This window comes from Klenkia sp. AC732 (assembly GCF_979256525.1).
This window is the reverse complement of the sequence record NZ_CEEDOS010000002.1, coordinates 115,990-128,262: the sequence shown is the minus strand read 5'-3', so window position 1 is coordinate 128,262 and position 12,273 is coordinate 115,990. Positions and strand designations below refer to the sequence as shown.

11 protein-coding genes are annotated in these 12,273 nt (G+C 75.3%); 6 read left to right on the top strand and 5 right to left on the bottom strand.

The annotated features are described in order from the left end of the window. Both AC0IVP_RS01620 and AC0IVP_RS01615 read right to left on the bottom strand, forming a co-directional pair. Positions 1 to 208 (bottom strand): hypothetical protein (locus AC0IVP_RS01620; RefSeq protein WP_471754110.1); only part of this gene is annotated, 208 nt, incomplete at its 3' end. A 229-nt stretch (positions 209 to 437) separates the two neighbouring features. Then, positions 438 to 1,292, bottom strand: a complete 855-nt coding sequence (locus tag AC0IVP_RS01615) for a patatin-like phospholipase family protein (RefSeq protein WP_471754108.1) — start codon at positions 1,290 to 1,292, stop codon at positions 438 to 440. A 67-nt stretch (positions 1,293 to 1,359) separates the two neighbouring features. On the opposite strand from AC0IVP_RS01615, the gene AC0IVP_RS01610 reads away from it, so the two are divergent. Together AC0IVP_RS01610 and AC0IVP_RS01605 are read left to right on the top strand one after the other, a co-directional pair. Next, positions 1,360 to 3,111 carry a class I adenylate-forming enzyme family protein gene (locus tag AC0IVP_RS01610; RefSeq protein WP_471754106.1) on the top strand — a complete coding sequence of 584 codons (1,752 nt, stop codon included), beginning with the start codon at positions 1,360 to 1,362 and terminating at the stop codon, positions 3,109 to 3,111. A gap of 90 nt (positions 3,112 to 3,201) precedes the next feature. Beyond that, on the top strand, positions 3,202 to 4,209 hold the full coding sequence (locus tag AC0IVP_RS01605; RefSeq protein WP_056292371.1) for a potassium channel family protein: 1,008 nt from the start codon (positions 3,202 to 3,204) through the stop codon (positions 4,207 to 4,209). On the opposite strand, the gene AC0IVP_RS01600 is transcribed toward AC0IVP_RS01605, so the two are convergent. Further along, complete coding sequence (locus tag AC0IVP_RS01600; RefSeq protein WP_471754103.1) at positions 4,206 to 5,759, bottom strand: adenylate/guanylate cyclase domain-containing protein; 1,554 nt, start codon at positions 5,757 to 5,759, stop codon at positions 4,206 to 4,208. The two genes, AC0IVP_RS01605 and AC0IVP_RS01600, sit on opposite strands and share 4 nt — an antisense overlap. 81 nt (positions 5,760 to 5,840) lie before the next feature. Between AC0IVP_RS01600 and AC0IVP_RS01595 the strand changes: the two genes are divergently transcribed. Further along, positions 5,841 to 7,175 (top strand): APC family permease, encoded by a 1,335-nt coding sequence (locus AC0IVP_RS01595; protein ID WP_471754101.1) that lies wholly within the window; start codon positions 5,841 to 5,843, stop codon positions 7,173 to 7,175. 82 nt (positions 7,176 to 7,257) lie between these two features. After that, on the top strand, positions 7,258 to 8,733 hold the full coding sequence (gene ggh, locus AC0IVP_RS01590) for a glucosylglycerate hydrolase (RefSeq protein WP_471754099.1): 1,476 nt from the start codon (positions 7,258 to 7,260) through the stop codon (positions 8,731 to 8,733). A 3-nt stretch (positions 8,734 to 8,736) separates the two neighbouring features. Here ggh and AC0IVP_RS01585 read toward each other — a convergent pair whose 3' ends face one another. After that, positions 8,737 to 9,609: an alpha/beta fold hydrolase gene (locus tag AC0IVP_RS01585; RefSeq protein WP_471754097.1), complete on the bottom strand. Its 873-nt coding sequence runs from the start codon at positions 9,607 to 9,609 to the stop codon at positions 8,737 to 8,739. Between the two features lie 104 nt (positions 9,610 to 9,713). After that, complete coding sequence (locus tag AC0IVP_RS01580; RefSeq protein WP_471754095.1) at positions 9,714 to 10,697, bottom strand: hypothetical protein; 984 nt, start codon at positions 10,695 to 10,697, stop codon at positions 9,714 to 9,716. 84 nt (positions 10,698 to 10,781) lie between these two features. On the opposite strand from AC0IVP_RS01580, the gene AC0IVP_RS01575 reads away from it, so the two are divergent. Beyond that, on the top strand, positions 10,782 to 11,816 hold the full coding sequence (locus tag AC0IVP_RS01575) for a uroporphyrinogen decarboxylase family protein (RefSeq protein ID WP_056292359.1): 1,035 nt from the start codon (positions 10,782 to 10,784) through the stop codon (positions 11,814 to 11,816). Beyond that, the gene (locus tag AC0IVP_RS01570) at positions 11,813 to 12,199 is read left to right on the top strand and encodes a DUF1304 domain-containing protein (RefSeq protein ID WP_471754093.1); all 387 of its coding nucleotides are present in this window, start codon (positions 11,813 to 11,815) and stop codon (positions 12,197 to 12,199) included. The genes AC0IVP_RS01575 and AC0IVP_RS01570 overlap by 4 nt, the downstream gene beginning before the upstream one ends. Positions 12,200 to 12,273: the final 74 nt, after the last annotated feature.

Below are 12,273 nucleotides of genomic sequence, written 5' to 3'. Positions count from 1 at the left end.
CCTCCGACGAGGGCGACGGCGACGGGGTGGGCGACGGGGTGGGCGACGGGGTGGGCGACGGCGTGGGCGACGGCGTCGGGTACCCGGCCGGCTGGCCGCCGGAGTACGGGGAGTACGCGGACTCGGTCGTGCTGGTCGACTGCTGGGCAGCCTCGTCGCTGCTGGCCGTGGCGATGCCGGCGCCGCCGAGCAGCAGCCCCCCGGTCACCACTGCTGCGACTGCCGTCCTGACTGCGAGATCCCGCACGTACCCGTCCCCTCGTCTGCCCCGCGAGGGGCACGTGCGCGGGGCCGAGCGGCCCGACGCACACGGAACGTGACATCACAGGCGAGCAAGATCCACCCAGATGGGCGCGAACAGGTGGACCACCTGCCGGTCGTTCACCCGGTCCCTCGCGGGCCGTCACGCTCCGTGCGCGCCGCCGTACAGCGGACCCTCAGCCGAGCCACACCTCGCGGACCCGCTCGGCGACCGCCGACGCCTGCGCGCGCCCGGCCCGAGCGGACGGCTCCCGGGCGGCCGGGTCCAGCACGTTCCGCCCGATCGCGGTGACGCTGGCCGGGTCGGGGCTCACCACGGTCACCCGGGACACCAGCCCGGTCACCTGGGCGTCGACGCTGGTCATCGGGCCGATGCCACGCACGATCGGGGCGACGACGACGATCCGGTCGTACCCGGTGGCCAGGTCGACGTTGGCCACCGAGCGCATCCCGCCGTCCACGAAGCGCCGGTCCCCGACGGTGATCGGCGGGTAGACGCCCGGTACGGCGCAGCTGGCCGCCACCGCGGACACCAGGTCCACGCCGGAGTCCCGGGTGAACGTCTCGAACGCCCCGGTCGCGGCGTCGACGGCGGTCACCGTCAGCGGCCGCTCCGGCCAGTCGGTGGAGGGCAGCCGGGAGGTGATCGCGGCCCGGCGGGCGGCCTCGGTGGGGGTGCGGCCGGCCGCCTCCGCGGCCAGTGCCAGGGCGCCGACCCGGCGACGGAAGGCGACGTCGTCCCCACGGGTGCGCAGCATCGCCAGCCCGAAGGACAGCAGCTGGCGGCGGCCCATGCGGGCCGGCGGGCCGGTCTCGACCGAGGGGCCCAGCTGGGTGGCCCAGAGGTCCTCGGTGGGGGCGTCGCTGCGCAGCTGGGCGCCGACCACCGACCCCGCCGAGGTGCCGACGACGAGGTCGGCGGTGCGCAGGTCCACCCCGGCGTCGGCGAGCCCGGCGACGAGGCCCACCTCCCACGCGATGCCGGTGATGCCGCCGCCGCCGAGGACCAGTGCCGTGCGCCCGTTGCTCATCCCGTCATCCTGGGGCACCGGCGCGGAGCACTCGACACGGCGTGTGACGCGGGCCACCCTGGGCGGCATGACGGCGACCGCAGCTGACCCCGCGCACCGCACCGACCACCGGCCGCCCGGCCTCCCCCACCAGCTGGAGTACCCGCGGGTCCCGGTCGGCTCGGTGCTGCGGGCCGCGGTCCGCCGCTGGGGCTCCCGGACGGCGTTCTCCCACCACGGGGTCGAGCTGTCCTACACCGAGCTGGGCCGGCGGGCGCACGCCGTCGCGGCCGGGCTGGCCGAGCGCGGCATCGGCCGGGGCGACGTCGTCGCGGTGCACCTGCCCAACTGCCTGCAGTACCCGGCCGTCTACTACGGGGTGCTCCTGTCGGGGGCGACCTTCTCCCCCACCAACCCGCTGCTGTCCCCCGGCGAGCTGGCCCACCAGCTCACCGACGCCGGGGCCCGCGTGCTGGTCACCTGGGAGCCGGTGCTGCCCGTGGTGCAGGCGGCGATCGGGGGCACCGCGGTGCAGACCGTCGTCGTCACCGGTCCCGGGCAGGTCGCCGACCCCGACGCCGAGGTAGCCCTGCCCGACCTGGGCCTGGGTGACCGGCCGGTGAGCCTGGGCGAGCTGCTGCGCGCCGACCCCACCGACGCCCGCCGCGACGCCGGCGTCGACCCGGCGGTCGACCTGGCCCACCTGGCCTACACCGGCGGCACGACCGGGGTCAGCAAGGGCGTGGAGCTGCCGCACGACCGCGTCGTCACCAACGTGCTGCAGTCGGCGTGCTGGAGCTCGGGCTCGCTGCCCGACGTCGACGACGCCGGCGACGTGACGCTGCGCCAGGTCGGTGAGGCGGCCGAGTTCCCCACCCGGCTGGGGACGGCGGTGACCATCAACCTCACCCCGTGGTTCCACGCCATGGGCGTCATCGGTTACCTCAACGGGCAGGTGCTCAGCGGCGCCAGCGTCGTCATCCACGACCGCTTCGACCCGGCGCTCTACGTCTCCGACGCGGTCGCCCACCGGGTGACGTCGATCGGTGGCGCCCCGCCGGTCTTCGTCGCCCTGCTGCAGGTCCCCGGCATCGACGAGGCCGACCTGTCCAGCGTGCGCGGGGTCTCCAGCGGCGCCGCCCCGCTGCCGGTCCCGCTGATCGAGCGGCTGCGCACGCTGCTGCCACAGGCGGTCATCGGCGAGGGCTACGGCCTGACCGAGGTCACCATGCAGGCCACCGGCAACCCGGTGCACGTGTCCGGGCTCCGCAAGCCCGGCACCGTCGGGCTGCCCGTGTTCGACACCGAGATCGCGATCAAGCCCCTGGGCGGTGGCGACCCGCTGCCGGCCGGCGAGCGCGGGGAGGTCTGCATCCGCGGCCCGCAGGTGATGCGCGGCTACGCCGGGCGGGCCGACGCCACCGGGGACGCGATCGACGCGGAGGGCTGGTTCCACTCCGGCGACGTCGGCGTCCTCGACGAGGACGGCTACCTGTCCATCGTCGACCGGACCAAGGACATGTTGATCTACAAGGGCTACAACGTCTTCCCGCGCGAGCTGGAGGAGGTGCTCTTCGGCGTCCCCGGGGTGGCCGGTGCCGCCGTCGTCGGCCGCCCGGACGACGCGGTCGGCGAGCTGCCGGTCGCCTACGTCGTCCGCCGCGCGGACGCCGCCGGGCAGGCGCTGGACCGGGACACCCTGCTGGCCGCCGTCGCCGAGCGGGTGACGCCCTACAAGCGGCTGCGGGACGTCGTGTTCACCGACGCCATCCCGGTGTCCGCCGCGGGCAAGGTGCTCAAGCGGGAGCTGGCGGCCCGGGAGCGGGAACGGCCGGTCTGACCCGGACGGGGTGTCCGGGCGGGCCCACCCCCCGCGGGCTCACTACTGTCCGACCGGTGACGGGGACCCTGACGTGCTGAGCGACCCACGGTGCTGAGCGACCACGGCGGCGTGCAGCTCGCGCACACCGAGGAGTCCCCGTTCCGGCAGGTCGGCCGCCGGGTGCTGATCGCGACCGTCGTGCTGGTCACGACGGTGCTGATCGTGTACTTCGACCGGGCCGGCTACAAGGACAACAACGGCGGCGAGCTGTCGCTGCTGGACGCGACCTACTACGCCACGGTCAGCCTCTCCACGACCGGCTACGGCGACATCACCCCGGTCACCCCCAGCGCGCGGCTGGTCAACATCCTCTTCATCACGCCGCTGCGCGTGCTGTTCCTGCTGATCCTCATCGGGACCACCCTCGAGGCGCTCACCGCGCGCTCGCGGGAGGAGTTCCGGGTCCGACGTTGGAGGTCCTCCGTGCGTCAGCACGTCGTCGTGTGCGGTTACGGCACCAAGGGCCGCAGCGCCATCCGCGCGCTGCTGTCCACCGGCACCGCCCCGGACCACATCATCGTGGTCGACCCCAGCCCGGCGGCGATCGAGGAGGCCAACTCGGTCGGCCTCACCGGCATCGTCGGGGACGCCGGCCGCGCCGACGTGCTCAAGCGGACCTCGATCGAGAAGGCCCGCGCGGTGGTCGTGGCCGCCAACCGGGACGACACCGCCGTGCTGATCACCCTCACCGTCCGCCAGCTCAACCCCAGCGTGCCGATCACCGCCAGCGTGCGCGAGGAGGAGAACGCCAGCCTGCTCCGCCAGTCCGGCGCCGACTCGGTGATCACGTCGTCCTCAACGTCGGGGCGGCTGCTGGGCCTGGCCACCGACAGCCCGCGCGTCGTCGCCGTGGTGGAGGACCTGCTCACCTCCGGGCACGGCCTGGACCTGACCCAGCGCACCGTCTCGGCCTCCGAGGTCGGGCTCGGCGCCCGACAGCTGCGCGACGTCGTCCTGTCGGTCACCCGGGGCGGGCGCTCGCTGCGCTTCGACGACCCGGCGATCGGCACCCTGCAGAGCGAGGACGTGCTCGTGGTGGTCCGCTCGCACGCCTAGGTGCTGGTGCCGGGGCGGCGCCGCACCCAGGTGCCCGTCGGCGCGGACCGCCCGCGCAGCACGACGTCCGCGCCGCGCTCCCAGCACGCCCGCTCGCCGGGGTCGGCGGCCTGCACGGCGGCGTCCGAGGCCACCGCACGGCCGGGGTGGTCCTTGGCCAGCTCGGTCAGCCGGGCCGCGGCGTTCACCGCGTCGCCGATGACCGTGTACTCCAGTCGGCTGGCCGCACCGACCTGCCCGGCGACGACGTCGCCGAAGGCCACCCCCACCCCGACGTCGACCTCGCCTGCCGCGGCCACCGCGTCGGTGATCGCCCGGGCCGCCCGCAGGGCCGAGCCCGCGGCGTCGGGCAGCGTGTTCGGGGCCCCGAAGACGCACAGCGCGGCGTCGCCCTCGAACTTGTTGACCAGGCCGTCCTCGACGGAGGTGGCGTCGACGACGACGGCGAAGAACCGGTTGAGCAGCGCGACCATCGCCTCCGGGCCCAGCTCCTCGGCCAGCGAGGTCGAGCCGGAGACGTCGACGAACAGCGCGGCCACGGTGCGGGTCTCCCCGCCCAGCTCCACACCGTTGCGCAGCGCCCGGGCGGCGACGTCGGTGCCCACGTGCCGGCCGAACAGGTCCCGCAGCCGCTCGCGCTCGCCCAGGCCCCCGGCCATGGCGTTGACCCCGGTCTGCAGCAGACCGATCTCCCCGGCGTCGTCGACGACGACCCGGACGTCGGTGTCGCCCTCCCCCACGCGCTGCACGGCCCGGCGCAGGTCGCGCAGGGGGGACCCGACGGCGCGGGCGTTGAGCAGCGCGGCCAGCAGGCCGACGACCAGGCTGACCCCGGGCAGGAAGAGCACCACGAAGAGCCCCGGGCCGTCGGGGTTGGAGGGGTCCAGCACCAGCAGGACCAGGCCCACCAGCGGCACCCCGCTGGTCAGGCCCCAGGTGAGCAGCAGCCGGGCCCGCACCCCGAGGGTGCGTGGGTCGTCGGGCGGGTGCGCCGCGAGGGCGCGGGCGGTGATCGGGCGGGCCGCGCGGGCGACCAGCAGGTAGGAGATGCCGGCGGTGACGACGCCGCCCAGCACGACGGCCAGGAAGGTCCGCAGCCCGACCAGCGGGTCGGGGTAGACCGCGGCACCGACGACGCCCAGCGCCAGCGCGCCGACGCCCCAGGTGATCGCGGAGACCCGGGCGACGTCGGCGGGCAGCCGCAGCGCGATGGTGGTCTCGGCCGGGGTCGGTGGCCGGTCCGACCACAGCCAGGCGTTGGTCACCCGCTGGCGGCGGAGCCCGGCCACGGTGCCCGCGGGCACGGCGAGCACGAGGTAGCCCCCGGCGACGACCAGCAGGACCAGCCGGCCGACCCCGCCGTCGTCGCTGACCCCCAGCAGCAGCAGGGTCACGGTGGCCACGCCCACCAGGTTGGCCAGCACCACCAGCAGCACCACCGCCGGGACGACGACCCGGCTCGCGGGCACCACCCGTCGGGCCGTCCCGACCGCCCCGCGGAGCAGCACGGACGCCGTACCGGCGAGCGGTCGCAGCGCGCGGGTGATCACGGACCGACCAACGAGCGGGCCCCCGGATCGATCCGCCGGCGGGCGCCGTTTGTCGCCGGGGGCGAGGGGCAGGGCAGACCGGTGACCGACCCAGACCCGGCTCCTGACACCTCCCTCAAGCGCGCCGTCAGCGGGCGCCTGCTCTACGTCTTCATCCTCGGCGACGTGCTCGGCGCCGGCATCTACGCGCTGATCGGCGAGGTCGCCGGCGAGGTGGGCGGAGCGGTGTGGGTGCCGCTGCTGGTCGCGCTGGTGCTCGCACTGCTGACCGCGGCGTCCTACGCGGAGCTGGTCACCAAGTACCCCCGGGCCGGGGGTGCCGCGGTCTTCGCCGAGCGCGCCTTCGGCAAGCCGCTGCTGTCGTTCCTGGTCGGGTTCTGCATGCTCGCCGCCGGGGTGACCAGCGCTGCCGGGCTGGCGTTGGCGTTCAGCGGGGACTACCTGACGGTCTTCCTCGACGTGCCCGCCGTCCCGGCGGCGGTGGTCTTCCTGGTGCTGGTCGGGTCGCTCAACGCCCGCGGCATCCAGGAGTCGATGCGGGCCAACCTGGTGATGACCTGCATCGAGGTGTCCGGGCTGGTGCTCGTCGTCGTCCTGGGTGCGGTCGTCTTCGGCCGCGGGGACGGCGACCCGTCGCGGGTCACCCAGTTCCCCGAGGGGGTCTCGGCCGGGTCGGCGGTGCTGGCCGCGGCCGTGCTGGCCTACTACTCCTTCGTCGGGTTCGAGACCTCGGCCAACCTCGCCGAGGAGGTCCGCGACGTGCGCCGGGTGTACCCGCGGGCACTCATCGGCGCGCTGGTCACCGCCGGTGCGGTGTACGTGCTGGTGGGGCTGGCCGCCTCGGTGGTGCTGCCCACCGACGAGCTCGCGGCGTCGTCGGGGCCGCTGCTGGCGGTGGTGCAGGCCAGCGGGGTCGGCGTCCCGGACTGGCTGTTCAGCCTGATCGCGCTGATCGCGGTGGCCAACGGGGCGCTGCTGACGATGATCATGGCCAGCCGGCTGGTGTTCGGGCTGGCCGAGCAGCGGCTGCTGCCCTCGGTGCTGGGGCGGGTGCTGCCGCACCGGCGCACGCCGTGGGTGGCGATCGTGGTGACCACGGTGGTGGCCATCGGGCTCACGCTCACCGGGGACCTGGCCACCCTGGCCACCACCGTCGTGCTGCTGCTCCTGCTGGTGTTCCTGTCCACCAACGTGTCCGTGCTGGTCCTGCGGCGCGACCACGTCGAGGCCGACCACTTCCGCGCCCCCGTCGTGCTGCCGGTGCTGGCGACCGCCTCGTGCGTGCTGCTGCTGTGGCAGCAGGAGGCGGGCACCTGGCTGCGGGCCGGGCTGATGCTGCTGGTGGGCGTGGGCCTGTACCTGCTGGTCAGCCTCGCCCAGCGGCGCGCGGGTGAACGGGAGACGGCCGGGACGTGACCCGGCTCGCAGGCGAGCCGGGTCGGCAGGCGGGCCACGGCAGGTGAGGATGGGCACTCGGCCACCGTGAGGGAGCTCGACGATGTCGGTCCACCAGCCCACGCCCAACGACATCGCGCTGATGGCCGGCCGCGCCGGCTACGTGCTCAGGGGCAACGACCGCGGGGACTTCACCGTCGCCTCGCCCACCCTCTACCCGCACATGTGGAGCTGGGACGCCGGGTTCGTGGCCCTGGGCATCGCGACCGTCTCGGTGCCCCGCGCGCTGGAGGAGTTGCGCACCCTGCTGACCGGGCAGTGGTCGACCGGGATGATCCCGCACATCCTGTTCCACTCCCCCAGCGACTACTTCCCCGACCCGGAGCGCTGGCGCACCCAGGTCGCCGCCGCCCGCCCCGCCGGGGTGCTGACCTCGGGGATCACCCAGCCGCCGATCCACGTCATCGCGCTGTCCCGGATCCTGCACGACGCCCGCCGCAAGGGCGGGGAGGACCAGCGGCTGGCCGAGGCGTTCGTCGTCGAGACGTTCCCGCAGTGGTTGGCCTGGCACCGCTACCTGGCCACCGCCCGGGACCCGCACGCGCACGGGCTGGTGGAGATCCACCACGGCTGGGAGTCCGGGATGGACGACTCACCGCGCTGGGACGAGCCCTACTCCCACGTGCACCCCGGCCCCGAGCTGCCGCCCTTCGTCCGCCGCGACCTGGCGCACGTCTCGGACCCCACCCAGCGCCCCTCGGACGCCGAGTACGCCAAGTACCTGTGGCTGCTGGAGCAGAAGGTCCGTGCCCGCTACGACGACGCCGTGTACCGGTCGACCGGGGACTTCGTCGTCGGCGACGTGCTGGTGTCCGCGCTGCTGGCCGCCGCGTCGGACCTGCTGGCCGACATGGGTGCCGAGCTGGGCGCCGCCCCGGCCGCCATCGAGGAGTCCCGGGCGATCGCCCGCCGGTTCCGCACCGGCGTGCTGCGCTCGGTGAGCCCGGAGACCGGACTGGCCCGGGACCTGGACCTGCGCACCGGCCGGTACCTCGACGTGGACTCCGCGGCCGGGTTCGCCCCGCTGGTCTGCGGTGGGGACGACGTCCTGATCCGCCGGCAGCGGGACCTGCTGCTGGGCCCGCGCTGGTGCGGGCACTCCCGGCTGCGCTGGCCGGTGGTGCCCTCGGTGTCCCCGGCGTCCCCGCACTTCCGGGAGCGCACCTACTGGCGCGGCCCGCAGTGGCCGGTCCTGAACTGGCTGATGGCCTGGGCGCTGAACCGGTCCGGGGAGCAGGAGGCGGCCAACGCCCTGCGGCTGGCCGGCCTGGCCCAGCTGGTCGACTGCGACTTCGCCGAGTACTACGAGCCGGTCACCGGTGAGCAGCTGGGCAGCAAGGACCAGTCGTGGACGGCGGCCATCGCGCTGGACTTCCTGGCCGCCCGCCGCCCCGGACGCCGCAAGCACGTCCGGCTGCTGACCAGCGAACTGCCCCGGGTCACCCCGGCCGGGCGTCCGCCGACCCAGGGCTTCGCGATGCCCGCGGGGCCCCAGACCCGGCCGCAGCCCCGCGTCTGAGGGTCAGTCCTCGGGCAGCACCCAGGTGTGCCGGGCCAGGTGCGGGCGGAGCGCGGCCACCAGGTCCGGCAGCACCGTGGCGGCCAGCGCGTGGCCCATCCCGGGCACCGTGACCAGCTCGGCCGGGTTTCCCTCGCGGCCGATCGCGGCGGCCAGCCGCGCAGCGTTCGGCGGCGGGTAGGCCGGGTCGGCCGGCGCCTGGACCACCAGCACCGGGACGGTGACCGCAGCGAGCTCGGCGCCGCGGTCGAGCCCGGACTGGTCGGCGGTGGCGTGCGCGGTGGCCGACAGCAGGCCCCCGGAGTGCGCGGCGACCCGGCGCTCGGTGTCCGCCCACTCGGCCGGGTCGAACGGGGTGCCGGTGCCGTTCAGCAGGCGCCAGTGCTCCACCCGCCAGGCCAGCTCGGCGTCGTCGTCGCGGGGCTCGGCCATGGTGGCCCAGAAGGCGAGCAGCTCCGCCGACGGACCGGGTGCCGGCTCCCCCGCCGCACCGCCCAGCGGACCGGTGCAGAACAGCGTCGCGCTACGCAGCCGGTCGGGGTGGTCGAGCAGCAGCAGCTGGGCGAGCAGACCACCCAGCGACATGCCGACCACGTGCGCCCGGTCGACCTCCAGGGCGTCGACCACAGCGACGGCGTCGGTGGCCAGGTCGCGCAGCGCGTAGCTGCTGCCCCGGGTCGACCGCCCGGTGTCCCGGTGGTCGTAGCGGACGACGCGGTGGTCGCGGGCCAGGTCGTCGACCAGGTCCTCGGGCCACAGCAGCCCCGACGACGCCGCGCCCATCACCAGCAGCACGACCGGTGCGCCCGGGTCCCCACGCTCGGTGACCCACAGGTCGACGCCGGGGGCGACGGGGACGAGGTGCTCGCGGTCCATGCCGCGACCCTGCCCGACCCCGCCGCCCGGGGCCAGCGTGTTCCAGACCTCCCGGGCCAGCAGCCCCGAGGCCGCACCGGGCCGCCCGCCCCCCGGACGCGCCCTCAGGAGAAGGCGCGCAGGTCCCTCCAGGCGGGGTCGGGTCGCTGGTCGACGCGCAGCCCGCGCTCGGCGGCCCAGCGGGCGACCAGGTCGGTGGCGTTCTGGTCCTCGCCGTCGCTGTAGAGGTGCAGGACCCGCACACCGCCCCGGGTCTCGTGCGCGAGCAGCTCCGCGCGACCACCGACCGCGGCGGTGAGGTCGTCCTCCAGGGCACGCAGCCGCTCCAGCCCCGCGGGTCCGGGCAGCCCGTCGGACCGGACGTCGCCCACCGGGACGACGACCTCGGAGTGCAGGTCCAGCAGCGGCCGGTCGATCCAGCGCAACGGCCGCTGGACGCTCACCAGCACCCTCGTCCCGTCCGGCCCCGCGCCCTCCAGCAGCGCCCAGCTCCCCTCGTCGGGCCGGGCGGCCAGCTCGGCGACCGCCGCCCGCAGCGAGGTGAGCGGGACGGTGTCGGCGGGCTGCTCGGCGGGTGCGGCGACCGCACCGACCCAGCGTTCGACGTCGTCCTCACCCAGGGTCCAGTCCAGGGTCAGGAAGGCGACCTGGGCCCGCTCCTGCTCCCGCAGGCCGGCCACCGCCGGGTGCCACAGGGCGACGTCGACCCGGTCGCCGGTGACGTCCAGGGCGACCCGGACGTCACCCAGGGGCACCGACCGGCCACCGAGTCCCAGGGTCCGGTCGAGGACGTCGGGGTCCGGCCGACGCGCGGCGTGGAACTCCCAGGTCGGTGTCTCGGCGGGTGCGGCCCGCAGCCAGCGCTCGGCGACCGGCCGGAGCTCAGCGACCCCGACGCCGGTGACGCACAGCGCGTGCTGCGCCCGGGCGCCCGGACCGAGCTCCCACTCCAGCTCCGGGTACACGGCCGCGACCAGGGCGCTGATCCGGTCGGGCAGCCGGCCGTACTCCCCCGCCGTGACGGCTGCGGTGAGCTCCTGCTCGCCCCCTGCCGCCCACCACTGCCAGAAGGCGGTCACCGGGTGCACGCCCGGTCCCGCGCCCCGCTGCGCACGTCTGCCCCACAACCGACCGGCCACGCCCGGGACCGTACGTGCGGCAGGATCCCTGACATGCCACCGACGCTCCCGCCGCTGCCCACGACCGTCGTCGGCAGCCTGCCGCAGCCGGACTGGCTGATCGACCGCGACCGGCTCAGCCACCAGTTCCCGCCCCGGGTGCGGGCCGCCGAGCTGTGGCGCATCCCGGTCGACCGGTTGGCCGAGGCGCAGGACGACGCCACCCTGGTCACCATCCGCGCGCAGGAGGAGGCCGGGCTGGACATCGTCGGGGACGGCGAGATCCGCCGGGAGTCCTACTCCAACCACTTCGCCACCGCGCTGGCCGGACTGGACCTGGACCACCCGGGGACGGTGCGCAACCGGTCCGGGCTGGACGTGCACGTGCCCCGGGTGACCGGGGAGATCCGGCGTTCGCGCCCGGTGCAGGTCGACGACGTCCGGTTCCTGCGGGCGCACACCGACCGGGCCGTGAAGATCACCGTCCCCGGGCCGTTCACCATGGCCCAGCAGGCCCAGGACGACCACTACGGCGACGACCGGCTGCTGGCGCTGGCCTACGCCGACGTGGTCGCCGAGGAGATCGCCGACCTGTTCGCCGCCGGCGCGGACATCGTGCAGCTGGACGAGCCGTGGCTGCAGGCCCGGCCCGAGGTCGCCAAGCGGTACGGCGTCGAGGTGCTGTCCCGGGCGCTGGCCGGCGCCGCGGGCACCGTCCACGTGCACCTGTGCTTCGGCTACGCCGCGATGGTCGCCGAGCGTCCGGAGGGCTACTCGTTCCTGCCCGAGCTGGCCGACGTGCCCGCCGACGCGATCTCGGTGGAGACCGCCCAGTCGCACCTGGACCCGGCCTCGCTGGCCCCACTGCGCGGGAAGGGCATCGCACTGGGCGTGCTGGACCTGTCCACGCCGGAGGTGGAGAGCGTCGCGACCATCGCCGACCGGGTCCGCCGGGCGCTGGACCACGTCGACGTCGACAAGCTGGTCCTCTCCAGCGACTGTGGGCTCAAGTACCTGCCCCGCGCCGCCGCCGAGGGCAAGATGGCGGCCCTCGCGCAGGCCGCGGCCGTGGTGCGCGGCGAGCTGTGACCACCGCGGGGCTGGTGCTGACCGGGGTGGGTGCCCTGGTGCACGTCTACATCTGGGTGCTGGAGTCGCTGCTGTGGACGACGGACCGGGCGCGCGCCACCTTCGGCACGACGCCCCAGGAGGCCGCTGCCACCCGTTCGATGGCCTACAACCAGGGCTTCTACAACCTCTTCCTGGCCGTGCTGGTCGCCGTGGGCACCGTCGTGCTGGCGACCGGGGCCACCGCGGCGGGCGCGTCACTGGTGTTCGCCGGCGCGGGCTCGATGGTCGCTGCCGGGCTGGTGCTGCTGACCTCGGACCGGACCAAGACCCGACCGGCGCTGGTCCAGCTGACCCCGCCGCTGCTGGGCGTCGTCCTGCTCGCCGTGGGGCTGGCCGCCTGACCCGGCCCCGGACGTGACAGAGCCCGTGCGGTCGGTGACCGCACGGGCTCTGTCCTGCCAGGGGTGGTGGCTGT